The organism is Afipia clevelandensis ATCC 49720, from assembly GCF_000336555.1.
Classification (GTDB): Bacteria; Pseudomonadota; Alphaproteobacteria; order Rhizobiales; family Xanthobacteraceae; genus Afipia; species Afipia clevelandensis.
Genome location: NZ_KB375281.1, coordinates 1,599,578 through 1,623,339, shown reverse-complemented (window position 1 = coordinate 1,623,339; position 23,762 = coordinate 1,599,578). Strand labels below are relative to the sequence as shown.

At 63.0% G+C, this 23,762-nt stretch carries 26 protein-coding genes; 16 read left to right on the top strand and 10 right to left on the bottom strand.

The annotated features are described in order from the left end of the window. Nucleotides 1-218 precede the first annotated feature (218 nt). From HMPREF9696_RS07610 to HMPREF9696_RS07595, 4 genes are all read left to right on the top strand, one after another. Complete coding sequence (locus tag HMPREF9696_RS07610) at nt 219-2,453, top strand: NADP-dependent isocitrate dehydrogenase (RefSeq protein WP_002712392.1); 2,235 nt, start codon at nt 219-221, stop codon at nt 2,451-2,453. Nucleotides 2,454-2,651: 198 nt separating this feature from the next. Then, nucleotides 2,652-3,050, top strand: coding sequence for a hypothetical protein (locus HMPREF9696_RS07605; protein WP_002712391.1), 399 nt, complete (start codon nt 2,652-2,654; stop codon nt 3,048-3,050). Nucleotides 3,051-3,086: 36 nt separating this feature from the next. Further along, a complete protein-coding gene (locus tag HMPREF9696_RS07600) occupies nt 3,087-3,296 on the top strand; it encodes a hypothetical protein (RefSeq protein WP_002712390.1) in 210 nt (69 codons plus the stop codon). A gap of 52 nt (nt 3,297-3,348) precedes the next feature. Next, entirely contained in the window at nt 3,349-3,762 is a 414-nt protein-coding gene (locus HMPREF9696_RS07595; RefSeq protein WP_002712389.1) for a hypothetical protein, read from the top strand. 144 nt (nt 3,763-3,906) lie between these two features. Here HMPREF9696_RS07595 and HMPREF9696_RS07590 read toward each other — a convergent pair whose 3' ends face one another. Then, entirely contained in the window at nt 3,907-5,100 is a 1,194-nt protein-coding gene (locus HMPREF9696_RS07590) for an FAD-dependent monooxygenase (protein WP_002712388.1), read from the bottom strand. Between the two features lie 7 nt (nt 5,101-5,107). Beyond that, nucleotides 5,108-5,353, bottom strand: coding sequence for a zinc-finger domain-containing protein (locus HMPREF9696_RS07585; protein WP_002712387.1), 246 nt, complete (start codon nt 5,351-5,353; stop codon nt 5,108-5,110). A gap of 287 nt (nt 5,354-5,640) precedes the next feature. Here HMPREF9696_RS07585 and HMPREF9696_RS07580 point away from each other — a divergent pair, with 287 nt between their 5' ends. From HMPREF9696_RS07580 to HMPREF9696_RS07565, 4 genes are all read left to right on the top strand, one after another. Continuing rightward, nucleotides 5,641-6,765: a hypothetical protein gene (locus HMPREF9696_RS07580; RefSeq protein ID WP_002712386.1), complete on the top strand. Its 1,125-nt coding sequence runs from the start codon at nt 5,641-5,643 to the stop codon at nt 6,763-6,765. Between the two features lie 98 nt (nt 6,766-6,863). Continuing rightward, nucleotides 6,864-7,616, top strand: a complete 753-nt coding sequence (locus tag HMPREF9696_RS07575) for an alpha/beta fold hydrolase (protein WP_002712385.1) — start codon at nt 6,864-6,866, stop codon at nt 7,614-7,616. 136 nt (nt 7,617-7,752) lie between these two features. Continuing rightward, nucleotides 7,753-8,574: a serine O-acetyltransferase gene (gene cysE / locus HMPREF9696_RS07570; RefSeq protein WP_002712384.1), complete on the top strand. Its 822-nt coding sequence runs from the start codon at nt 7,753-7,755 to the stop codon at nt 8,572-8,574. Between the two features lie 100 nt (nt 8,575-8,674). Next, the gene (locus HMPREF9696_RS07565; RefSeq protein ID WP_002712383.1) at nt 8,675-8,893 is read left to right on the top strand and encodes a DUF3126 family protein; all 219 of its coding nucleotides are present in this window, start codon (nt 8,675-8,677) and stop codon (nt 8,891-8,893) included. 67 nt (nt 8,894-8,960) lie between these two features. On the opposite strand, the gene HMPREF9696_RS07560 is transcribed toward HMPREF9696_RS07565, so the two are convergent. Further along, entirely contained in the window at nt 8,961-9,674 is a 714-nt protein-coding gene (locus HMPREF9696_RS07560) for a hypothetical protein (RefSeq protein WP_002712382.1), read from the bottom strand. Between the two features lie 254 nt (nt 9,675-9,928). On the opposite strand from HMPREF9696_RS07560, the gene HMPREF9696_RS07555 reads away from it, so the two are divergent. The 3 genes from HMPREF9696_RS07555 (at nt 9,929) to HMPREF9696_RS07545 (ending at nt 11,465) form a co-directional block, all read left to right on the top strand. Continuing rightward, complete coding sequence (locus tag HMPREF9696_RS07555) at nt 9,929-10,258, top strand: DUF6949 family protein (protein WP_002712381.1); 330 nt, start codon at nt 9,929-9,931, stop codon at nt 10,256-10,258. A 68-nt stretch (nt 10,259-10,326) separates the two neighbouring features. Further along, on the top strand, nt 10,327-10,857 hold the full coding sequence (locus tag HMPREF9696_RS07550) for a gamma carbonic anhydrase family protein (RefSeq protein ID WP_002712380.1): 531 nt from the start codon (nt 10,327-10,329) through the stop codon (nt 10,855-10,857). Nucleotides 10,858-11,072: 215 nt separating this feature from the next. Next, nucleotides 11,073-11,465, top strand: a complete 393-nt coding sequence (locus HMPREF9696_RS07545; RefSeq protein ID WP_002712379.1) for a DoxX family protein — start codon at nt 11,073-11,075, stop codon at nt 11,463-11,465. A gap of 175 nt (nt 11,466-11,640) precedes the next feature. On the opposite strand, the gene HMPREF9696_RS07540 is transcribed toward HMPREF9696_RS07545, so the two are convergent. From HMPREF9696_RS07540 to HMPREF9696_RS07530, 3 genes are all read right to left on the bottom strand, one after another. Further along, nucleotides 11,641-12,261: a transglutaminase-like cysteine peptidase gene (locus tag HMPREF9696_RS07540; RefSeq protein WP_002712378.1), complete on the bottom strand. Its 621-nt coding sequence runs from the start codon at nt 12,259-12,261 to the stop codon at nt 11,641-11,643. A 331-nt stretch (nt 12,262-12,592) separates the two neighbouring features. Continuing rightward, nucleotides 12,593-13,210: a PilZ domain-containing protein gene (locus tag HMPREF9696_RS07535; RefSeq protein WP_002712377.1), complete on the bottom strand. Its 618-nt coding sequence runs from the start codon at nt 13,208-13,210 to the stop codon at nt 12,593-12,595. Nucleotides 13,211-13,297: 87 nt separating this feature from the next. After that, nucleotides 13,298-13,864 (bottom strand): PAS domain-containing protein, encoded by a 567-nt coding sequence (locus tag HMPREF9696_RS07530; RefSeq protein WP_002712376.1) that lies wholly within the window; start codon nt 13,862-13,864, stop codon nt 13,298-13,300. Nucleotides 13,865-14,371: 507 nt separating this feature from the next. Between HMPREF9696_RS07530 and HMPREF9696_RS07525 the strand changes: the two genes are divergently transcribed. Continuing rightward, nucleotides 14,372-15,091 carry a rhomboid family intramembrane serine protease gene (locus HMPREF9696_RS07525; RefSeq protein ID WP_002712375.1) on the top strand — a complete coding sequence of 240 codons (720 nt, stop codon included), beginning with the start codon at nt 14,372-14,374 and terminating at the stop codon, nt 15,089-15,091. 192 nt (nt 15,092-15,283) lie between these two features. Beyond that, nucleotides 15,284-15,712 (top strand): CBS domain-containing protein, encoded by a 429-nt coding sequence (locus tag HMPREF9696_RS07520; protein WP_002712374.1) that lies wholly within the window; start codon nt 15,284-15,286, stop codon nt 15,710-15,712. A 113-nt stretch (nt 15,713-15,825) separates the two neighbouring features. Here the strand turns inward: HMPREF9696_RS07520 and HMPREF9696_RS07515 are convergent, their stop codons facing one another. Then, a complete protein-coding gene (locus HMPREF9696_RS07515; protein ID WP_002712373.1) occupies nt 15,826-16,869 on the bottom strand; it encodes a patatin-like phospholipase family protein in 1,044 nt (347 codons plus the stop codon). Between the two features lie 295 nt (nt 16,870-17,164). Here HMPREF9696_RS07515 and HMPREF9696_RS07510 point away from each other — a divergent pair, with 295 nt between their 5' ends. Beyond that, nucleotides 17,165-18,208: a hypothetical protein gene (locus HMPREF9696_RS07510; protein WP_002712372.1), complete on the top strand. Its 1,044-nt coding sequence runs from the start codon at nt 17,165-17,167 to the stop codon at nt 18,206-18,208. 4 nt (nt 18,209-18,212) lie between these two features. Here the strand turns inward: HMPREF9696_RS07510 and HMPREF9696_RS07505 are convergent, their stop codons facing one another. Beyond that, nucleotides 18,213-18,776, bottom strand: coding sequence for a nitroreductase family protein (locus tag HMPREF9696_RS07505; protein WP_002712371.1), 564 nt, complete (start codon nt 18,774-18,776; stop codon nt 18,213-18,215). Between the two features lie 131 nt (nt 18,777-18,907). Further along, entirely contained in the window at nt 18,908-20,941 is a 2,034-nt protein-coding gene (gene thrS / locus HMPREF9696_RS07500) for a threonine--tRNA ligase (RefSeq protein ID WP_002712370.1), read from the bottom strand. Between the two features lie 212 nt (nt 20,942-21,153). Here thrS and HMPREF9696_RS07495 point away from each other — a divergent pair, with 212 nt between their 5' ends. Next, on the top strand, nt 21,154-22,257 hold the full coding sequence (locus HMPREF9696_RS07495; protein ID WP_002712369.1) for an MFS transporter: 1,104 nt from the start codon (nt 21,154-21,156) through the stop codon (nt 22,255-22,257). Here HMPREF9696_RS07495 and yidD read toward each other — a convergent pair whose 3' ends face one another. After that, nucleotides 22,258-22,593 carry a membrane protein insertion efficiency factor YidD gene (gene yidD, locus HMPREF9696_RS07490; RefSeq protein ID WP_002712368.1) on the bottom strand — a complete coding sequence of 112 codons (336 nt, stop codon included), beginning with the start codon at nt 22,591-22,593 and terminating at the stop codon, nt 22,258-22,260. 312 nt (nt 22,594-22,905) lie between these two features. Between yidD and HMPREF9696_RS07485 the strand changes: the two genes are divergently transcribed. Next, a partial coding sequence (locus HMPREF9696_RS07485; RefSeq protein WP_040301252.1) for a COG3904 family protein occupies nt 22,906-23,762 on the top strand: 857 nt, incomplete at its 3' end.

Below are 23,762 nucleotides of genomic sequence, written 5' to 3'. Positions count from 1 at the left end.
ACCGCGTGGACACGCCCCGGCGATGGCCAGAGGCACAAATCAGTTGATGAATGTCATGGCAAATGTCAGGTTTTGCGGCGATAAGAAGTCCTTCAAAACGCCACCGCATCACCGGTTTTCGGGCGATTCCACGCAAGCCAGTCCACGCCAGCCGTGTCCATACAAGCTATGCCGATGAATCTCCGGTGCCGGACGTCACGAGACGAGGAAACCAGCGCATGAGCGCGACGCCCACCATCATCTACACGCTGACCGACGAAGCCCCGGCGCTGGCGACGGCCGCCTTCCTGCCCATCGTGCGCGCGTTCGCCGCGCCGGCGGGAATCAATGTGACAACCAGCGATATCTCGGTCGCCGCGCGCATTCTCGGTGAGTTTCCGGAGTTTCTGACCGAGCCGCAGCGCGTGCCGGACAATCTGGCGGAGCTAGGCAAGCTGACGCTGCTGCCCGAGACCAACATCATCAAGCTGCCGAACATCAGCGCCTCCGTCGCGCAGTTGAAGGCGGCGATCAAGGAACTGCAGGGCAAGGGTTACAAGGTTCCTGATTATCCGGAAAACCCGAAGACCGACGACGAGAAGGCGATCCGCGCGCGTTACGCCAAGTGCATCGGCAGCGCGGTGAACCCGGTGCTGCGAGAGGGCAATTCAGATCGCCGCGCGCCGCTGGCGGTGAAGAACTATGCGCGCAAGAATCCGCACAGCATGGCCGAATGGAGCCAGGCCTCGCGCTCGCATGTGTCGCATATGCACGGCGGCGACTTCTATCACGGCGAGAAGTCGATGACGCTGGATCGCGCCCGCGATGTGAAGATGGAGCTGATCACCAAGAGCGGCAAGACCATCGTGCTCAAGCCGAAAGTCTCGCTGCAGGATCGCGAGATCATCGACTCCATGTTCATGGGCAAGAAGGCGCTGCTGGAGTTCTACGAAAAGGAGATCGAGGACGCCTACAAGACCGGCGTGATGTTCTCGCTGCATGTGAAGGCGACCATGATGAAGGTGTCGCACCCCATCGTGTTCGGTCACTGCGTGAAGATTTTCTATCGCGACGCCTTCGAGAAGCACGACGAGCTGTTCCGCGAACTCGGCGTCAACGTCAACAACGGCATGGTCGATCTGTACAACAAGATCGCCACGCTGCCGCAGAGCAAGCAGGACGAGATCAAGCGCGACCTCCATGCCTGCCATGAGCACCGGCCCGAGCTGGCGATGGTCGACTCGGCCAAGGGCATCACCAATTTCCACTCGCCCAACGACATCATCGTCGATGCGTCGATGCCGGCCATGATCCGCAATGGCGGCAAGATGTGGGGCGCCGACGGCCGCCTCAAGGACGTCAAGGCGGTGATGCCGGAAAGCACTTTTGCGCGCATCTATCAGGAGATGATCAACTTCTGTAAGTGGCACGGCAACTTCGATCCCAAGACCATGGGCACGGTGCCGAATGTCGGCCTGATGGCGCAGCAGGCCGAGGAATACGGTTCGCACGACAAGACCTTCGAGATTCCGGAAGACGGCGTTGCCAACATCACCGACCTCGCCACTGGCGAAGTTCTCCTGAGCGAGGACGTCGAGCAGGGCGATATCTGGCGCATGTGCCAGACCAAGGATGCGGCCGTTCGCGACTGGGTAAAGCTCGCGGTCACTCGCGCCCGCAACTCGGGAATGCCGGTGCTGTTCTGGCTGGACCCGTATCGTCCGCACGAGGCGCAGCTCATCACCAAGGTGAAGATGTACCTGCACGAGCACGACACCAGCGGCCTCGACATCCAGATCATGAGTCAGGTGCGCGCGATGCGCTACACGCTGGAGCGCGTGATCCGCGGGCAGGATACGATCAGCGCGACCGGCAACATCCTGCGCGACTATCTGACCGATCTTTTCCCGATCATGGAGCTGGGCACCTCGGCCAAGATGCTGTCCATCGTGCCGCTGATGGCCGGCGGCGGCATGTATGAAACCGGCGCGGGCGGTTCGGCGCCGAAACATGTGCAGCAGCTTGTGGAAGAGAACCACCTGCGCTGGGATTCGCTCGGCGAATTTTTGGCGCTCGCCGTCTCGCTTGAAGACCTGGGCCTGAAAACCAACAATCCGAAGGCGAAGCTGCTGGCCAAGACACTCGATGCCGCCACCGGCAAGCTGCTGGACAACAACAAGTCGCCGTCGCCGCGCACCGGCGAACTGGATAACCGCGGCAGCCAGTTTTATCTGGCGATGTACTGGGCGCAGGAGCTTGCAGCGCAGACTGAAGACCCGGAGTTGCAGGCGAAGTTCAAGGGATTGGCCGAGGTGCTCGCCCAGAATGAAGAGAAGATTGTCGCCGAGCTTGCTGCCGTGCAGGGCCAGCCTGCGGATATCGGCGGCTATTATCTCCCGGATGCGGCAAAGTGCGCGTCCGTGATGCGTCCGAGCAAGACGCTCAACGCCGCGCTGGCGCAGGTGAGCGCGTAAAGTCCCGGGGGCGCTCGCGTCCTGTCAGCCCCGCCGCGATGCCGCGGCGGGGTTTGATTTTGTGATGCGCCCCCGAGCTGTGGGCCAGAGATCATTGCAGCGAACGCCTGCGCGGTGTAGGCAGACGCGCGTCGGGTTTCGCGCGCCCGATGCAATCGAATGACGCCTCCGAAGAGGCGATGTGGTCAGGATACGAACGTGCTTTTCAGACATGCCGGCGGCGCTCTCGCGTGTGCCTCAAGCCTGCTGCTTCCCTCCGTTACTTTCGCGCAAACCGGGGAAGCCTGGCCGAATGCGCTGGTCTGTCAGGCGAGCGTGCAGTCCTATTTCAACCTGCCGCAGCCGCCGCGCCAGATCGACGAGAGTTTCGGCTGGCTGATTTTCCGCAGTTCGCTCGGCGGCGTCTATGACTGCAGGGTGTGGGGCAACTCCGTTTCGCTGAAGTGGAAAAGTCATAATGGAACGATGAGCAACAGCCGGACGCAGGTGGATGCCAGCGGTCCCGTGCTGACCGTTCGGCCCGGCGGCACGGGCGAGTGGCGATTTCGCCGTGTCGCCGACGGATATGGTTTGTTAAACGGGGGCAAGGGCCGCTAAGGTCGCACGGAATTTCCGGGACCCGAAGGATCGACCATGGTGGACAAGCAAGCCCTGCGCGAGGAAACCGAGCGGCTGGTGCGCGAGGCGATGGAGCGCAAGGCGCTTGTCGTCAAGCAGGGCAATACGCGCTTCGATGCGACCTGCGGCAAGTGCGGCAAGGCCAATCGCGTTCTGGCGGCCAAGGGGACGAGGCGCGCGTCCTTCACCTGCAAGGAATGCGGCCACAAGCAGGAAACGCTTTGAGGCCACGACGGGCCACCACAAATTCAACACGAAGACCCGCGACACGACGGCCATGAAACCTGTGCGGATGACGGAAGCCATGAGCGGGATGCGGGCGAAGCAGCGAACGGCGGGCGCCTTGCGCTTCGCCGTGCTCGGGGTCATCGCAGCCAGCCTCAGTGCCTGTGCCAGCTCGGGCGGCGAGTCGCCGTTCGGTTCGAGCGTGTTCGTCGACCCGTCCAAATACGATCTCTATAACTGCGAGCAGCTTGCCACTGCCCGCAAGAGTACCAACGACCGCGTGGTTGAGCTTGAAGGCCTGATGGCGAAGGCCGAATCCGGTGCCGGCGGAGCGCTGGTGTCGGGTCTGGCGTATCAGACCGACTATCGCGCCCAGCGAGCCCAGCGCGATGCCATTGACGAGAAACTGGCGCGCAACAATTGCAGCGCCGAGCTTGCCGCGCCGGCGACTCGCCGCCGCCGTTAATTGCACTTCGTCATTGCGAGCGAAGCGAAGCAATCCATCTTGTTATGGCAAGAACGAAGAATGGATTGCTTCGTCGCCATAGCGTCGAAGACGCGCGTGAACGCGCTAATGGCTCCTCGCAATGGCAATGAGAGAGATTCTCTCTCAGGGCACTTTCCAGTCGTAGATCCAGTCCTGCCGCGACAGCAGGCGCGAGCCGCCGAGCACGCGAATGACCTGGTCGCGCGCGAAGCCGACCGGCCCGCCCAGATGATAGGTCTGGCCGTTCTTGCGCGCGGTGCGCTGAACCCGCGCGACACGCGCCGCGCGCAGGCCGGCATATTGCGCGAAGGCCGCCGTCGGATGGGTGCGCGAGGCATCGAGACATTTGGCGATCACGGCGGCATCCTCGATCGCCATGCCTGCGCCTTGCGCGGCGAACGGCAGCATGGCGTGGGACGCATCGCCGAGCAGGGCAATCGGTCCCTTGTTCCAGACGCCGCCGTCGCGCATGGCGAACAGCGCCCATTTCCGCCAGCTATCGACCGCGCCGATCATCATGCGCGCGGCAATCGGCCAATGCGGATCGGCAAAATGATTGCCGATCTCGACTACATCCCCGGGCTCGCTCCAGCCCGGCCTGTTCCACTTGCCCGACACGATGGCGACCATGTTGATGCGCTTGCCGCCTGACATCGGATAGGCGACCAGATGCGCATTGGTACCCATCCACAGTTGCACGCGCTGGGTCATGAAGCCGCGCGGCAGTTGCGAGGCGTCCACAGTGCCCCGCCAGGCGATGCTGCCGGTGAATTGCGGCTGCGCCTCGGGGAAAATCTGGTGGCGGACGCTGGACCAGACGCCGTCCGCGCCGATCAGCGCCAACGCCGTCTCCTGCTGCCGTTCGCTGACCCGGCGCTGAACAACCGTGACCCCCTTGGGATAGACAGCCACATCCTCGAACTGCGCGCCGAGCCGCAGGTCGATATCGGGATGACCGGTCACACGCGCCAGCAGCGCGGATTGCAGATCGGCGCGGCGGACGATCCAGTAGGGCGCGCCATACCGCAGCGCTGCCGCTTCGCCGAGGGGCACGCGGCCGATTTCCTTGCCGGTTCGGGCGGTCATGATGCTGATCGAGTCGGGCGCGATGACATGCGGCGCGAGCAGCGGCTCAAGGCCGAGTTCGATCAGGATGCGGCTGGCGTTCGGGGACAGTTGCAGACCGGCGCCGGCTTCCTCGAGCCTTGCGGCGCGCTCGAGCACGACGATGCGAAATCCGCGCGCGGCAAGCGTCAGCGCGGCGGTCAGTCCGCCAATACCCGCACCAGCGACAACGATGGTGCGCGAAACCGCCACGAGGTTTTTAAGCGACCTTGTCTTTCACCACGCATTCCGGCGGACGCGCCTGTCCGGCAGCGAGGTCCTTGGCGTAGCGGTACAGCGTCGAGCAGTAGGGGCAGATGATTTCGTTGTCGTCGCCGAGATCGAGGAAGACATGCGGATGATCGAACGGGGGATTTGCGCCCACGCACATGAACTCGCGAGATCCGATTTCGATGATGGCCACGCCCGCATCGTTGTGAAAGTGAGGGACGACGTGATCCGCCATGGTAGCTCTACCCCAATCCTGGTCTTCTGCGTCGTTTGCCCAAAACCCGGCCCACAGCGGCGACGCAGCCACTGCTCTGCAACATACCGGGCAATACCGTTTATTCCTAGATAGTGGAGCTGGATTCGTCCATTCGCCCCAGAAGTCAGCGTGTGAATTCGACACAATCCTGCCGCGTTGGGAAAGCCCTTCTTTCGGAGGGGAGGTTGTGTCCGAAAAACGGCGCACCATGTCATCGCAAAGTCACCAAGTCCGGACCTTCTGGGCCGGTGGAGGGTTATTCCTCAATGAAATTGTCCTGGCGCATCGGTTTGACGATGGCGGGCGCCGTCGCATCGGCGGCGGTATTTGCCGCGTTATGGCCGCATGCCCGCGAGGCCGGTAGCCTGCTGTTGGCGCAGGACGATCCCGCAGCCCTGTCAGATGGGCGGATCAATTCCGCCTTGCGAACGAATCCCGCCGCGCTTGGGCAGGGAGCCGAACAGGCCTTGCAGGCCGGGGATGCCGATCTGGCCAACAGTTTTGCCGACCTGGCGCGGGACAAGGGTATTGCGTTGCCGGAGGGCGTCAGCGCGCGTGTCGATGCCGCGGTCGCGGACGAGAATTCCACCGCCAGCGTGGCGAGGCGTTTTGCCACCGGGCTTGTGACCGGCGAAGCCGATGACGTCGCCAGCCTCTCCGGCACGGTCGCGGGCGATCTTTTCGTGTTCGGCGACATCCGCGATGTGGTGCGTGAAGGCAAGCGGCTGGCCATGGGCGAGGACGCCGACCGGCTTGTGCTCGGCCTTGCCAGTGTCGGTCTTGTGGTGACGGCAGCGACTTATGTCTCCGCTGGCGGAGCGACTCCGGTTCGCGCCGGTCTGACCATGGTGAAGGATGCACGCAAGGTCGGACGGCTCGGTGCCGGTCTGACCGAATGGGCGGGCCGTTCGGCGCGCGGCGTGGTCGATGCGCCGATGCTGCAGAAGGCTGTCGCCGACGCGTCGCTTGCGCATCCACGTCAGACCATCACCGCGATGAAGGCGGCGTTCAAGGCGGAGAAGGCCGGTGCGCTGGTGCGGCTTGCGAAAGACGTCGGCCGTGTCGGTGAGAAGGCCGGGACCAAGGGCGCGCTCGATGTGCTGCGCATCGCGGACGGACCGAAGGATGTCGCGCGCGCGGCGCGGCTTGCGGAATCCAAGGGCGGCCAGACTCGCGCCATCATCAAGATTCTCGGACGCAGTGCGCTGCTGCTGACCGCGGGCGCGTTCAATCTTGCTTGGTGGGTGTTCGCCGCATTGTTGGCGCTGTTCGGATTTATCGCCTCGATCAAGGCCACGACCGAGCGGCTGACACTGGCGTGGATTCAACGCTCGAAACTCAAGCGCGCGCGGCGTGAACTCGCGGCTGCGCAGGCGCTTCAGAGCGTCTGACCGCACTGGTCATGCGCGACTCATCCGGATAAACTTCTCGCCCCTGTATCGTCGCCGCTTCGGCCACATTTCACCCCCCGCGAACACTGGACGACAAGATGCCGAGTTTTCACAACGGCTCCGTTGAGCTTTCCTATCTCGATGAAGGCGAGGGCGATCCGATCGTCCTGGTCCACGGATTTGCATCGAGCAAGAACGTGAACTGGGCCTATCCGGGATGGACGTCGACACTGACAAAAGCCGGACGCCGCGTGATTGCGCTCGATCTGCGCGGGCATGGCGAGTCGACCAAGCTGTATGACTCCGAAGACTATCACATCGGCACCATGGCCAGTGACGTGCGCTCGCTGATGGATCATCTGAACATCGAACGCGCGGACATGATGGGCTACTCGATGGGCGGACGTATCACGGCCTATCTCGGACAGCGCAGCCCGGAGCGCCTGCGCAACATCATCCTCGGCGGCATCGGCATGGGCCTGATCGAAGGCGGCGGACCGGGCGAGAATGTCGCCTCCGCACTCGAAGCTGCGTCCCTCGACGATGTCACCGATCCGGTCGGACGCACGTTTAGGGCGTTTGCAGATCAGACCCGCTCGGATCGCAGGGCGCTTGCGGCGTGCCTGCGCGGCTCGCGGCGGTTGATGACGCGCGACGAAGCGGCGGCCATTTCCGTCCCCACACTGATCGCGGTGGGCACCACCGATGACATTGCAGGCTCGGCGCAGCGTCTCTCCGACGTCATTCCGGGGTCGCAAGTGCTTGATATTCCAAACCGCGACCACATGCGCGCGGTCGGCGACCGGGTTTACAAGGACGGCGTACTGGAGTTCCTTGGCCGGCATGGCTGATCTCGCGCGGCGTAGATAATTATTCTCCGGCGAAAGGAGAACATTATTCCCGCGTCAACCTTGGCAACCGTTGCGGCCTTCCGTCCGCCCATTATGTGGTAAGATATCCTCAACGTTCATCAGCCGGACTGTGCCCATGGCCAAGCATCACCTCGATACGAAGGCGGTTCTTTCCACCGTCGATCCTGTCTGGAGCCGTATTCGCGACGAGGCCGAGGCCATCGTGCAGCGCGAGCCCGAGCTTGCGACCTTCATCTATTCCAGCGTGCTGCATCACGATCGGCTTGAGGACGCGGTGGTGCATCGTATCGCCGAACGTCTCGATCACTCCGCGCTGTCGGGCGATCTGATCCGCCAGGCCTATAACGACGCGCTCGAAGCAGATCCCGATCTCGGCAACGCCTTTCGCGCCGATCTTGTCGCCGTGTACGACCGCGATCCCGCGGTGTCGCGCTTCATCGACGCGCTGCTCTACTTCAAGGGCTTCCACGCCATTCAGGCGCACCGTCTCGCGCACTGGCTTTACAACAACGGCCGCAAGGATTTCGCCTATTACATCCAGAGCCGTTCGTCCGCGGAATTCCAGACCGACATCAATCCGGCGGCGCGCATCGGCCGCGGCATTTTCCTCGACCATGCCACAGGGTTCGTCGTCGGCGAGACGGCGGTGATCGAGGATGATGTCTCGATCCTGCACGGTGTGACGCTGGGCGGCACCGGCAAGGAAAACGAGGACCGGCATCCGAAAATCCGCCGCGGCGTCATGCTCGGCGCCGGCGCGAAGATTCTCGGCAATATCGAAGTCGGCCACTGCGCACGCGTGGCGTCCGGCTCGGTGGTCCTGAAGGACGTGCCGAACAATGTCACGGTCGCAGGCGTGCCGGCGAAGATCGTCGGCGAGGCGGGCTGTTCCGAGCCGTCGCGTACCATGAACCAGATGCTCAACGGCGGCATCTGACTCAAACAGATTGCGATTTATGGCGGCGCAGGCCTAGCAGTCTGCGCCGGATCGTTTTAAAGCTGTCGCCAACATAGACTGTTCAGTTGGAGAAACGCCCGTGGACGTTACAGAAGTCAGGAAACTCGACGCTTATCTGAAGCGCCTGTTCGGCAATCCGAAAATCCGCGTCGTGCCGCGTCCGAAGAAGGACGATTCCGCCGAGGTGTATATCGGCGAGGAATTCATCGGCGTGCTGTTCGTCGATGACGAGGATGATGACCGGTCCTTCCAGTTCCAGATGGCCATCCTCGAAACCGACATCGAGGAAGAGGTCTGAGCCTTTCAGCCTCGTTGAGTCAAAATGCCCGGCGCTTGCCGGGCATTTTCGTTTTTGGGCAGGAGGATCAGCCGTGCGGCGTGCGCATCCGGGCGACGATCCGGTCCATCGCGCCGGCCATATCCCGCCATTTCGACAGCCAGTCGCGCGGGAAACGGAACGTCAGGTCCGCGCCTTCGATCCGCCTTTCGCTGAGGCACATGCCGGGTGTTTTCCCATCGCGTGTGCAGCGCGCGATGATCAGCGGCGAAGAGGCGTAAACCAGATCCTCGTTTGCATAGGGCGTGTTGTCGCGGAACGGGCGGATGCTCAAACCGTCCTGCAGGCGTCCGGCATTCGGATCGAGATAACGCGGATAGATCGTGCGCGTGCGCTCGTCCGGCGAAATGGCATCGTGATGCGCGGCGATCGAGAGAAAAATCCGGTCTATCTCGGGCAGGTTTTCTTCCACTGTTTCCGCGCTGACCGGCCGCCGTGCTTCGGGCGCTTCCAAGGACGGATAGATGAGGCTGATATCGACGCGCTCCTGCGGGCCGGTGCGCTTTTGCAGTTTCACCCGGATCGCCTTGGTCGGCACGTTGAACAGCGTGCCGCCGATGCTGATCGGCAGCCGGTCGGGATCGCCGGCCTTCTCGATTCCCCAGGTCGGCCAGAGCAGATACGCCACCACGGCGACCGCGCTTGCGCCAATCGCGCCCATGACCAGAAACGGCACAACGTGGCTGCGGCGGGCGGCGCGCGCAGGAGCGGGGCGGGACGATGCGGATGAAAACAGAGCCATGACCGGGCGTCAGAACATTGGAGTTGAGGCCCGCAAGAGGCGGGCCGAATCGCCGGGAGTATGCCACGCGCTGGGGGATTTCCTGTGGTTCCGCATGAGGGCATGCGGGCCGGAGCCATGCGCGGACAGCCGGGCGGCGGCGCCGCGTTAACCCTTCCTTAAGGATAAGCTGGCGGGCGCGGCGGCATTTTGCGATGCCTAGGGAGGCCGCCGCGCGGTGGCCTCCAAGTGGTCGCGTGCGTTGGACGTGTCAGATGTCGCCCGAAGCGTTGAATTCCTTCTTTGCCCTTTTCATCGGATTTGCTGTGGCGGGAGCGCTCAACAGCGGCTTTCAGGCGCTGATGGAAAAGCCGCCGGGCTTCGGACTGCTGATGCAGGACGCGACGTCCAAGGCTTTCGCCGCGGTGCCGTTTCTGGTGTTCGCCGCGCCCTTCATCATCATGCGCAATACGGTGCGTGGCCGCACGCTGGAAGGCCGCCGGGTTCAGTTCGTCGCGGCAGCCACCGTCATCGCCGGATTCTGGAGCATGATGTCCGGCACGTTCGTGCTGATGCTGCTGGAAAGCGCCGGCATTCTCGCCTGATCATTCGTCTCCATCCTCTCGCCAGAGACGCTTTTTTCGTGGCATGGTCGCCGCAAAGGAGACCATGAATGGCGATCTACGAACTTGACGGAAAATCCCCGCAACTTCCTCCCGACGGGCAATACTTCATCGCCGAGACCGCGACGGTGATCGGCAATGTGCGCCTGAAGACCAACGCCAGCGTCTGGTTCGGATCGGTGCTGCGCGGCGACAATGAACTGATCGAGATCGGCGAGGGATCGAACGTGCAGGACAACTGCACCTTTCACACCGACCCCGGATTTCCGCTGACCATCGGCACCAATTGCACCATCGGCCATAATGTCATCCTGCACGGCTGCACCATCGAGGACGGCGCACTGATCGGCATGGGTGCGATCATCATGAACGGCGCGCGCGTCGGGAAGGGATGCATCGTCGGCGCGGGGTCCGTCATCACCGAAGGCAAGACATTCGAGGACCGCTCGCTTGTGATCGGCGCGCCCGCCCGCGTGATCAAGACGCTGACGCCGGAGCAGGTCACCGCCATGACCTATGGCGCCGCGCATTACGTTCACAACGGCAAGCGCTTCAAGGCGGGACTGAAGAAGATCGGCTGACGCGCGCTTGCGAATCTTTTCCCATGCGGGGTGCTTGCCATTTCAAGTGGCGCCGCATTTATTTTAACCGCTGATTTGCAACCAATCGTCCATTGACGCGCCGGCCTGTCCGTGGCCCATCGCGTCTTTCCGCAATTCATCGCGGCGGGCGACGGAATGTTGCGTGCCCGCCGGCGCGGCCGCTTCAAAAAATCATTGTGACAAAAGGAGATATCATGGCGCAGAAGACCGCAGCCAACTGGATTGGCGATGTCATCAGTGCCCTCGTGGTGCTGGCGTTGCTTGCCGACGGCGGTATCCAGTTGTTCGCACCGCACTTGCTGAAAGAGCCGATGGATGCGACCGGATTTCCGATGAGCCTTGCCGTGCCGCTCGGCATCATCATGCTTGTCTGCGGCGTTCTTTATGCGATTCCGCGCACGGTCTATCTCGGGGCCATCCTGACCACGGCCTTTCTCGGCGGCGCGATCTGCACGCACTTTCGGCTCGGTGAATTCGGCTCACCGCCGCAGCTCATTTGCCTGCTGCTCGGTGTCATGACATGGGGCGGGCTTTACCTGCGCGATCCGCGGCTGCGCGAATTGCTGCCGCTGACACTGCCGCGATAGCAAGTCCGCGGCGTCATCCGTTCCAAAAAAAAAGTTGCGGCCGAGCTTTGGGGGAAGCTCGGCCGCGCACGAACCGGTCTGGGACGGGGAGGGGTGGGGATACGACCGGGTCGTGTGTTCCTATCTTTTCAAGTATCCATTTTTTGAGCATGGCGTTGCGGCCATGCTCCAAATCTCAGCGTGAACTTGCGGTGGCGACGGCGGGACGCGAGTCGCCCAGCGACACCCACGTATTCGGATCGTTCTGCGACTGCCGCTTCACGAAGCGGTAGCCGGTGTCGGTCCAGGCGACGACGTCCTCGTTCTGATTGTCGAGAACGAACTCGCCCTTGTCGGTCTTCACGGTCAGCACCGCGTGGCCTTCGCCCTTCTTGTCGCGCACCACCGTGATCAGCAGCGCTTCGCGCGGCCATCCGGCGTCCATCAGCATCTTGCGCTTCAAGAGGACATAGTCCTCGCAATCGCCATATCCGTCGGTCGGATACGACCACTTCTCGATAACGCCCCAGTGATCCATGTCGGTCATCGGCTTGACGGTCTCGTTGACCCAGCGATTGACCCGCAACAGATCCTTCCACGCGGTCTGCGTCATCACGATGTCGCGGGCCTGCGTCGCGCCGACCCGGCAATCGCGCGGATTGTCGTTGCAGAATTCCACCCAGCCGATCGGCGCGCGTGTCGCGTCACCAAGGCTTGCGTAAAGAACGCGCTCGTTCGCGGCCTGCGCCGCAATCGTCATTCCGAAAAGGCTGGCGGCAACCGCCAGACCCGCTCCCCGTCCACGAATTGAAAACATTGTGGCCCCCGTTTTTCTTGTTGGGACCACTTTTCACACAAAGGATTTGAACCGCCGCTAAGTCGTCAAAGTACAATTGAGACGAATACAAGTAAAAGACGCAGCGAACTCGATCTATACTTGAATAAAATACGCATAAAATTCGAGATAATCGAATTTGATTCAAATTTTATCTATCATCCCGCAAGCGATTGATCTCCATCGCGTTTTGCCGGTGTCCAAAAGCGGCACGACGGCGGGTGACAGGGCACGCCAAAAGCATCAGGGCGATACCCGGATGCGGGTATCGCCCTGATCGGCCTCAAAATCAGAAATGGGTAACCGCGGCTCTTTACTGCGCGCTTACGTTGTCTTCGACAGTCTCGGGAAGCTGCGCGTGAACGAACTCGATCGCGAAGCCTTCTTCGAGGTGGCGGACCACGCGGGCCTGCACCCGGCCGAGCATGACCGGCTCGCCGACCAGCGGCTTGATCTCCGCGGCGAGCGCCGCGCCGGACAGCGACAGGTCGATGATCCGGCAGGCCATGGCGCGGCCGTCGTCGAACTTGAGGATCGACATCGGATTGCGCGGCACGATGCGGTCGTGGCGGCGGTCTTCCGGCAAATTGAGGATCTGGCGATTGGCCAGCCAGGTGAGCTGGGCGGCGAGCTTGTCGCGCTTGCGCGGGGTCGCGCCGACCGTCATAGCGAAGCCGTTGTCGAGCAGGCGTGTGATCTTGCCTTCGACACGGCCGATGTGATCGAGATAGGCGACGACGCGCTCACCGACATTGCCGATGCCGGGCGCCAGCATCGCAAGGCCGCCGGGAGACATATTGATGACTTGGCATGGGAATTCACGCCGGTCCGACAGCATGTAGCGGCCGAGCAGGTGAACCTTCACGCGCTGAAAGCGCCGCCGCTCCTGAGCGGACGGACGGATTGATTGTCTTTGCACCAACGCCATCATCAACACCGGTCAACCGGTTTTTCGGTATGATGAACCTTACGGTGCACAGGGTTAATGAGGCGTTAGCTATACGGGAACCGTGCTGACTTAGCGCAGGCCCTCGTAGACGGTGAGGCCGCGGATCAGCGACCACTTGCGCAGCGCGCGCGCACGGCCGCGGTCCTGTTCGAGATGACGCCACGAGGTCAGGCTGAAATCTTTCAGGTTGCCATAGGCCTGCGCCCCCTCGAGGGACGTGAGGGGGGCGAGCAGTCCGGTCAGGCTGACGGGGCTATGCGAGCGGGCGCTGAACGGCAGCAGCAGCAGTTCAAGATGGAAACGGCCGCCATCGGGGGCGATGCTGGTCAGGCCGGCGACGGTGGGCTGGGTTTCCTCCGACACGATCCCGAGAAGATCGGCGATCTCGTCGCGGTCGGCTTCGCGGAACAGATTCAGGAAGCTCTGCCCCTTCAGGTCGGTGCCGAGCAGGGCGCACATCCGGGTTCCCGCCACCCGAAACGGGTAGCCGGCGGCCAGATCGCAGGACAGGACAAAGATGTCGCCAAGCAGATGCCGGACCTGTTCGGGTTCCAGGTCGCTGCGCTCCGGGGCGAGGGCGCCCGCGCGCTTCTGGTCCCAATACGCGTAAAATTCCTGATTTGCCGGATGCTTCATACTCAACCCCGCCCCGCGGACAACGACGGCGGGACAGGTTTGTCCCGCTTTCGGGCACCGCGAGGCCCCTTTCTGTTTGTGCGGGACTTGAGGTGCAGCGTCCATGCCGAACCCATGCAGGGCGGCGGGTTTGCGTTGTTAAGATTAATTTAACTATGAGCTTCGTGGATCTACGTAGGCCGGGTAGTGTCCGGTCACTCCAGATCGCCGGTCTTCTCCAGGGTCGGCGCTGGCCAAGAACTCAAGTTGAAGACAGGCGGCGGAAAACGACCTGGTCATTGCGCGGGAGGGGTGGGGATACCCGGACGGCGCGGAAAGACCGGCAAAACAAGCAAAGACCGGGGAGGGCCTTCAAGCCCTCCCTTTTCTTTTGTCCATGTGGGTCCTCGCGCTTGCACCGCACCGCGAAAGCCGCCTATCTCAGGTGACCCGCCCGCTTTCCGGACCTGTGCGACCTTGGACTCTCCCGAATCTCCCCGCGAACCGATCCTGACCATTCCTTTTGCGATGACCGCGGTCATTGTGGTTATGGCCGCCATCCATGGCCTGCGCGCGCTGCTGCCGCTGGCCACCGATCAGGAGGTGATCTGGACCTTCGGGTTCGTGCCGGCGCGATATGACGCTTCGGTGCTGGCCGGCAAATTTCCGGGCGGGGTGGGCGCGGAAATCTGGACTTTCCTGACCTATGCCTTCCTGCATGCGGACATCACCCACATCGCCTTCAACATGCTGTGGATGCTGCCGTTCGGCAGCGCTGTCGCGCGCCGGTTCGGCACGGTGCGGTTCTTCGCCTTTTTCGCGGTGACCGCCATCGCGGGCGCGGTCGCGCATCTGTTGACGCACCAGCACGAGGTTGCGCCGATGATCGGTGCATCGGCCGCCGTCTCGGGCATGATGGCGGCTGCGATCCGCTTTGCCTTCCAGCATGGCAGCTTTCTGTCGTTCCGGCGGGGCGATGCGGAAGTGGCGGCGCGGGTGCCGGCGCTCTCGCTGGTCAAGTCGCTGCAGAATTCGCGCGTGCTGGGATTCCTTGCCGTGTGGTTCGGCCTCAACATCATGACCGGCCTTGGCGCCATCGCGATTGGTGCATCCGCACAAAGCATCGCCTGGCAGGCGCATATCGGCGGTTTTGTCGCGGGACTTGTGCTGTTTTCGCTGTTCGACCCGGTGCCGCGCGCCATTGTGCAGGATAACAATGCGGGCGCGTTGCCGCCTGCGGCGGACTGACCTGCGTCCAAATCTCCCAGTCATCAGCAGCCATGCCGTGTCACGCAGCGCCTTGCGAGGCGGTAGTATTTGCTCCATCATCCCGAACAGGCATTTTTGGGAGGCGCGCGAAACCAAACAGACCCCACGTTGTTTGACTCGACGGCAGACTGCGCTCGTTCGATCGCGCGGTGGGATTTTCGGGAGGCTTCAATGACGGTTCGATCCATTCTGGGTTCTAAAGGCCATCAGGTGATCAGCGTATCGCCCGACGCCAAACTTTCCGCAGCCATCAAAATTCTGAGCGAACGACGTATCGGCGCCGTCATGGTGATGAGCGGCCAGAAAATCGAGGGCATTCTTTCGGAGCGCGATGTGGTGCGCGTGCTGGGTGAGCGCGGTTCAGGCGTGCTCGAGGAGCCGGTGCGCGGCGTGATGACGTCGAAAGTCATCACCTGCCGGGAGACCGACACCGTTTCCGCGATCATGGAAGTGATGACGGCCGGAAAATTCCGCCATCTGCCCGTGGTGGAGAACGAGCGGATCGTCGGCCTGATCTCGATCGGCGACGTGGTGAAATGGCGCGTGGCGGAATACGAGCGCGAGCAGGAAGCGCTGCAGGACTACATCAAGACGGCGTAGGGCCTCATCCTGAGGAGCGCGCTTTTGCGCGCGTCTCGAAGGATGAGGATGTTGTTGCCCATGGTTCGAGACGCGAGGCCTTGAAGGCCTCGCTCCTCTCCATAAGGACCAAGTTACGGCTGCGTCGGCTGCGCGGTGCCCGGCGTCTGGTTCGTCGTCGGACTCAAGAGATTAATCGCTTCCTGAATCGACTCGATGTTGCGTTCCGCCGCGCGCGTGCCGTGCGCGATGATTTCCTCGGCGCGGTGAAAGTCGAACCATCCCACCTTGCCAACGCGCGGCGAGATCAGGACGTCGGGCGGATCGCCCGCAAGGCGCGAGCGGGTGATGCGGTCCTGCATGATGTTGAAGGCTTCGACCATCACGGTCGAAATACCGGGGCGTCCGGCGCTGCCGAAGAACTCCCTTTTCACGGTTCTTTCAGCCGAGAAGAACTTTCCGAAACCGCGCTTTTCGGGCGCCGGCGGCGGCTCGTCCGCGAGGGCAGGCTCAAGCTCCGCGCGGCTCGTGGCCGAGATGATGGTGCCGTGGCCGAACACGTCGGTCGAAACATTGCAGGCGATCACGATTTCCGCGCCGAGCGCGCGGGCCGCAGACACCGGCACCGGGTTGACCAGCGCGCCGTCCACCAGCCAGCGTTCGCCGATCAGCACCGGCTCGAAGATGCCGGGCAGGGCGTAGGAGGCGCGCACCGCGTCCACCAGCTTGCCGTTGGTGACCCAGATCTCGTGACCGGTATTCACTTCGGTGGAGACGGCGGCAAATTTCAGCGGAAGCTCGTCGATATAAATGTCGCCGAACGAGGCTTCGAGCTGGGCCGCGAGCTTGCTGCCGCCGATCAGGCCGGAGCCGCTGAGGCGGATGTCGAGATAGCTGAAGATATTGCGCGGCAGGAGACCTCGTGCCCAGGACTCCAGCGTGTCGAGATGGCCCGCCGCATAGGAGCCGCCCACAACCGCGCCGATCGAGGTGCCGACCACGATGTCCGGTACGATGCCGTTGGCGAGCAGCGTCCGCAGGATACCGATATGGGCGAAGCCACGCGCCGCGCCGCCGCCAAGGGCGAGCCCGACCTTCGGTTTCTTTGTCAGTGGTCCCCCAAGCTCCATTTTGCCCCGTGTGCCGCCATTGCGGAATCCAATCAAACTTTCGAGCAACGCCGGTCTCCTGAGGCCTTTCGTGATGGCGAATCGGTCCCTCTCGGCCCGATCCGGTCATCAGAACGCGGAACGGCTGTGATGGTGCCGTCCTCACGCGCCCCGGTAATCGGCAAATGTGACTGTAGCGCGGCTTGCCGGGCCGCAGAACCCACCAATCCGCAGGGCATCCCCGGAAAAGCCGTCAAGACGGTTGTCAGGCTTGAATTTGCCTCGTTTTCGGTGAAAAACCTCCGCCATGACAGCCCCCGGACACAGCCGCAGGACAGCCGTCTGCGGCGCGCGGACAGGCTCCATGACCCCCATGCATCGCTATGCATCGGCATGGATGCGCGCGCTGGCGTGTCTGGCCGCAATCACGCTCTCAAGCCCGGCCTTCGCCCAGTTCATCGGTGATGCGCCTCCGCCGATCCCGCCGGCCAATGTGCCCCAGGCGCCGACACCGTCGGGTCCGGCGATCAGTCTGGCGCCGCCATCCGGACCCGCCGCAACGCCGGGATTGCCCTCGACCCTGACCCAGCCGCCGGTGACGACAGCCCTGCCACCCGCAGCCGCGCCGGTGCCTGCCTCGCCGGCGCCGCCGCAAGGCGTGCTCGCGCTCAACGCGCGTTTCGGGAAGGACATGCCGGCTGTGACCAGTGGCGTGATATGGCGGGTCTATTCCGACAGGCCCGATGCCAGCGGCGCATTCCAGCTTGTGCGCGAAGACCGCAACCCGACCCCGAACATCGTGCTGCCTCCGGGCGGGTATGTGGTTCACGCCTCGCTCGGTCTTGTCAGCGCGGTCCGTCCGGTCACGCTGCGCAACGACACGCTGCGCGAACAGTTCGATCTTCCGGCTGGCGGACTTCGCATCGAGGGGCGCGTCGGCACCACGAAGATTCCGCAGGGCCAGATCACGTTCTCGATATACAAGGGCAGCCAGTTTGAAGTCGGCGAGCGCGCGCCGCTGGCGCAGAACGTCGCCGCGGGCGATGTGCTGCTGGTGCCGGAGGGCACCTACTACATCATCTCGAACTACGGCGACGCCAACTCGGTGGTGCGCTCCGACATTCGCGTGCAGGCCGGCAAGCTCACCGATGTCACCGTCACACACCGCGCGGCGGTCATCACGCTCAAGCTCGTCAGCGACAAGGGCGGCGAAGCGCTCGCCAACACCGCATGGTCGGTGATCACGCCCGCGGGCGACGTCATCAAGGAATACAACGGCGCTTTCCCGAAGGTGATCCTCTCGGAAGGCGAGTATCGCGTGATCGCGAAGAACGAAGGCAAGGTGTACGAGCGTCCGTTCAACGTCAGCAACGGCGTCGACGGCGAGGTCGAAGTCATCGCGCGCTAGGTTTCTAAAACCGCGTCACGATATCGCCGAGCGCGGGACGGGGCCGGTCATCGGCAGGACGTGCGGAGTGGCCGATGTGGATGAAGCCGGCAATCTTTTCATCTTCTGAAAGACCGAGCGCGCTCATCACGTCGCGGTCGAATGCCATCCAGCCCGTCAGCCAGTTCGCGACATAGCCGAGCGCATGCGCCGCATGGACGATGTTCATGGCGCTGGCGCCCGCCGACAATTCCTGCTCCCACGGCGGCACCTTCGGGTGCTTCGAGGTTCTGCTCACCACGGCGATGACAAGCGGCGCATGCATGAAGCGCTTCTTCTCCGCTTCCACCTGATCCGGCGTCGCGGTGACGTTCTTCAGCCGGAAAATTTTTGCGAAGATATCTCCGGCCTTCGCGCGCGCGTCGCCCTCGAACACGATGAAACGCCATGGCACGATCTTGCCGTGATCGGGCACGCGCGCGCCGATGGTGAGAATGGTTTCGATCTCGGCAGGCGAGGGGCCGGGGCCGGTCATCTCCACCGGCTTGACGGACCGGCGCGTGGTGAGGAGGTCGATGGCGTAGAGCATGAGGTATCCGGTGATGTTGACGCGCGTGGCGAAAAGTGCGCCGCGCTGATATCGGCAATCCGAACCGCGATAACAAGGCTCGCAGTTTATGAGGTCTCTAAAAAGAGACCTCATAAACGTTTTGGACCGCCTCAACCCTGCGCGCGCTTGATGTCCGGCGGCAGGGCCTCATAGGTCAGCGCCTTGAGCGCCTCGTCGAGCGGCAGCACGGTCTGGCCTTCGCTGCCGAGGCGGCGGATCGAGACCATGCGGCCTTCGGCTTCCTTCTTGCCGACAACGAGGAGCGCAGGGACCTTCGCCAGCGAATGTTCGCGCACCTTGTAGTTGATCTTCTCGTTGCGAAGATCGAGCTCTACGCGCATTCCCGCCTTGCGGCAGGCCGCGACCACCTCGCGCGCATAATCGTCCGCGTCCGAGGTGATGGTGGTGACGACAGCCTGCACCGGCGCAAGCCAGAGCGGGAAGTGCCCGGCGAAGTGCTCGATCAGGATGCCGGTAAAACGCTCCAGCGATCCGCAGATGGCGCGGTGGACCATCACCGGCGTCACCTTGTTGGAGTGATCGTCGATATAGAACGCGCCGAAACGGCCCGGCAGATTGAAGTCCACCTGCGTGGTGCCGCATTGCCACTCGCGGCCGATGGCGTCGCGCAGCACGTATTCAAACTTCGGCCCGTAGAACGCGCCTTCGCCCGGATTGATCGAGGTCTTGATCCGGTTGTGGCCTTGCGCGGCGATCTGCTCGAGCACTTTCGCCATCACCGTCTCGGCGTGATCCCACGCCTCGTCGGTGCCGACGCGCTTTTCAGGCCGCGTCGAGAGCTTCACGGTGAGTTCACCGACGAAGCCAAAGTCCTCGTAGGTCGACAGGATCAGATCGTTGATCTTCAGGCACTCTTCCGCGAGCTGATCTTCGGTGCAGAACACATGCGCGTCGTCCTGCGTGAAGCCGCGCACGCGCATCAGGCCGTGCATGGCGCCCGACGGCTCGTAACGATGCACGACGCCGAACTCGGCAAGCCGGATCGGCAGTTCGCGATAGCTCTTCAGGCCATGCTTGAAGATCAGCACATGGCCGGGGCAGTTCATCGGCTTGATCGCGAACCAGCGTTTGTCTTCCGCCTCGTCGCCGGCCGACTGCGCCGCGAACATGTTCTCGCGATACCATTCCCAGTGGCCGGAGGTTTCCCACAGCGACTTGTCGAGCATCTGCGGCGCGTTCACTTCCTGATAGTCGCCCGCAAGGCGGCGGCGCATATAGGCGATGATCGCCTGAAACAGCGTCCAGCCCTTGGCGTGCCAAAATACGACGCCGGGGCCTTCTTCCTGGAAATGGAACAGGTCCATCTCGCGGCCGAGGCGGCGGTGGTCGCGCTTTTCAGCTTCCTCAAGCTGCTTGAGGTAAGCGTCGAGATCGGCCTGGTTCGCAAAAGCGGTGCCGTAGATGCGGGTCAGCATCGGATTGTTGCTGTCGCCGCGCCAGTAGGCGCCGGCGACCTTCATCAGCTTGAAGGCGTTGCCGACCTTGCCGGTCGAGGTCATGTGCGGGCCGCGGCACAGATCGAACCAGTCGCCCTGCTTGTAGATCTTCAGCGACTGGTCTTCCGGAATGGCGTCGACCAGTTCGATCTTGAAGGTCTCGCCCTTGTCGGCGAACACCTTCTTGGCGCGGTCGCGCGACCACTCTTCCTTGGTAAAGGGCGCATCCTTGGCGATGATCTCGCGCATCTTCTTCTCGATGGCGGCGAAATCGTCCGGCGTGAACGGCTCGTTGCGGAAGAAGTCGTAATAGAAACCGTTGTCGATCACCGGGCCGATGGTGACCTGGGTGCCGGGCCACAGCGACTGCACCGCCTCGGCGAGCACATGCGCGGCGTCGTGCCGGATCAATTCCAGCGCGCGCGGGTCGTCGCGGTTGATGAAGTCGATCTTCGCGTCATGCGTGATGGGATCGGCGAGGTCGCTTACCACGCCGTCCAGCGCCATCGCGACGGTGCGCTTCGCCAGCGAGGGCGAGATGCCCTTGGCGATGTCGAGGCCGGTGGTGCCGTTGGGATATTCGCGCGTCGCACCGTCTGGGAAGGTCACCTTGACCTTGCTGGTGCTGTCGGCCGCCTTGAGATTGGCGAGGCCGAATTTGAAGCCGGATTCCGGATTCTCAGTCATCATATTCTCCTTGTTGCTCACTCCCGCGAACGAACGCAGGTAAGCGATGGGACCCGTTGTATAGCAGCGGATTCGGGCGGCGCAATGCGCGGCTGAGGGGCCGTATTGCGGGATTGGCTCCTCGCGGCGATCTCGCATGGCTTTCATGCAATTGCATTTAACTGTTCGTGTGCTAACAACGGACTGTGAAACGCTTTGCACCCACGACCCTGATGCTCGGCAATTTCGTCACCGGCGTGAGCATTCTCGCGCCGGCGGGCATGCTGCCGGAATTGTCGCAGGAATTCAGCGTCTCGATCCGTGAAGCGGGATTTCTGATCACGTTCGGCGCGTTTGTGCTGTGCGTTGCTTCGCCGGTGTCTGCCTGGCTGACCAGCCGCGTCGACCGGCGGCTTCTGCTGTCGATCAGTGTTGCGACGATGGCGGCGGCGCAGTTCGCATCCATGCTGGCGCCGAGCTACGCGGTGCTCATGACGATCCGGCTTCTGATGCTGGCGGTCGCGGCGCTGTTTACGCCGCAGGCGGCCGGGACGGCGGCGATGATGGTGCCGCCCGAGCGGCGCGGCAGCACGATGTCCTATGTCTTCCTTGGCTGGTCGCTGGCGCTGGCGGTCGGTCTGCCGCTGATCGCCTATGTCGCCAGTCACATCGGATGGCGCGTCGCCTATGGCGGAATTGGTGTGCTCGCGCTGCTCAATCTGGTGATGCTGATCTCGCGCATTCCCGGCGGGCTCGTCGGCACGCCGGTGGACTTGAAGACGTGGGCCGATCTGATGCGCAACCCGCTGATCGTGCTGCTGCTCATCATCACCGTACTGCAGACCTCCGGCCAGTTCGTGGTGTTCACCTATCTGGGTCCGCTGTTTGCGAAACTCGGCGGCAGCGCGCAACTCGCCATCCTCGCATTCGGCATTTACGGCGTGATGGGATTCATTGGAAACGTGATCGCCAGCCGCGTGGTGGATTCGTGGGGCGGCTATCGCACGTCACTCACGGCAATCTCGATGATGTTGTTCGGACTGGCGATGTGGGCGTTTGGGGCGGGCATCGTGCCGCTGATGCTGGCCTCGATGGTGCCGTGGGGCATGGCGTTCTCATCGGTCAACTCGATGCAGCAGGTCAGACTCGCGGGGGCCGCGCCCGCTTTTGCCAGCGCGACGGTGTCGCTGAACACGTCGGGCCTCTATATCGGCCAGGCCATCGGGTCGGGGATCGGCGGCTTCCTGTTTGCGCGCGAGATGTATTACGCCGTCGGTTACTTCGGCGTCGGCTTCCTTGTCTGCGCCGTGATCGCGGTGGTTCTGTCGCGGCGATAACTAGCTGCCATCATTGACGCCGCGCCAGCGCGCGTAACGCCATGGCAGATACCAGCGCGCCTCTTTTGAAATTGCATCCGGCACATTGTCGATGCCGGATGTGCCCCATGGCTGGCAGCGCAGCAGCCGCGCCAGCGTCATCCAGCCGCCAGCCCACAGGCCGAAACGGCCGATGGCTTCGTCCCCGTACACGGAACATGTCGGCAAATGGCGGCAGTTGAAGCCGACCAGCGGGGAGAGCGTGTGGCGATAGACCCAGATCAGTCCACGCCCGGCATTGCGCGGCAGATTCTGAATCCCGCCGGAGCAGTCAGGGCATTGCGTGGAATGTTTCATGGAACTGCCTTGGCCGTCACTGTTCGCACCATGCCGGATTTTTCGGCGCATGATGGAATTGCCAGCGCCCACATGACGGGTTCCTGCGCAGGGAACCGCAACATGTTGTCTTTCGCGCCACACCGGCCGGACTATCGCATGATTTTGACGGCATCGCAGCAAAAGTCGCATGGACGCGAATCTTAAGCCCTAGTACGTTTTCCATAACATCCGTGTGACAGAATCGCCGCGCGGATTGGGGCCGATGCCGTTGTCGATTGGGGCGGGGAAGGAACCACGTTGAACGCCGTGAGGTCGCTGAATTGGAGCGGCTTGGCGCGAGTTTGCGCCACCGCGATCTGTCTTGCTCTGCCTGGCTCGGCCACGCTCGGCGGCACCGTCGGCGCATCGGCGACCCTCGAAGAACGCAAACTTCCGATGAACTTCATGTGGCACGACGCGCAGGCCTCCTGCGCGCGCGATTGCGCGGGCTGGATCGGCGCAGTCGGCGTCATCACCTCCGAGACGCCGGCGAAATTCGAGGAGTTTGTCAGAGGCCGCAATCTCAAGGGCAGCCTTGTCGTGCTCGATTCCAGCGGCGGCTCGGTGCTGGACGCCATCACGCTCGGACGGCGCTGGCGCACACTCGGACTGCGCACCACCGTCGGTCTTGTGATCGCGAGCGACGAGCGGCGCGACATTCTTCCCGACGCCTATTGTGAATCGATGTGCGCGTTCCTGCTGCTGGCGGGCAATACGCGCACGGTGCCCGAAGGCGCGCGGGTCCGTGTGCATCAGATCTGGATGGGCGACCGCGCCGACGACGCCAAGGCTGCGACGTACTCCGCGGACGACCTGATGATCGTCGAGCGCGATATCGGCCGCCTCGCCAAATACACCTTCGACATGGGCGGCACCGGCGACCTGCTGTCGCTCGCACTGAGCGTGCCGCCGTGGGAGGCGCTGCATCAGCTCACCGCGGATGAATTGCGCCTGACCAATCTTGTCACGATGAACACGATGGCGGATGCGCGGCGGCCTTCGGATGAGGTAACCGGTAGCGCCGCGCCGAAGGCGCAGGATCGCGTGGTGAGTGCGCCGGAGGTGTCGCTGATCTCGGATGTTCAGAACAACGATACCCGCCTTGCGCCCGGCACACGGACGGCCGAGGCCCATGTCCCGACCGGCGG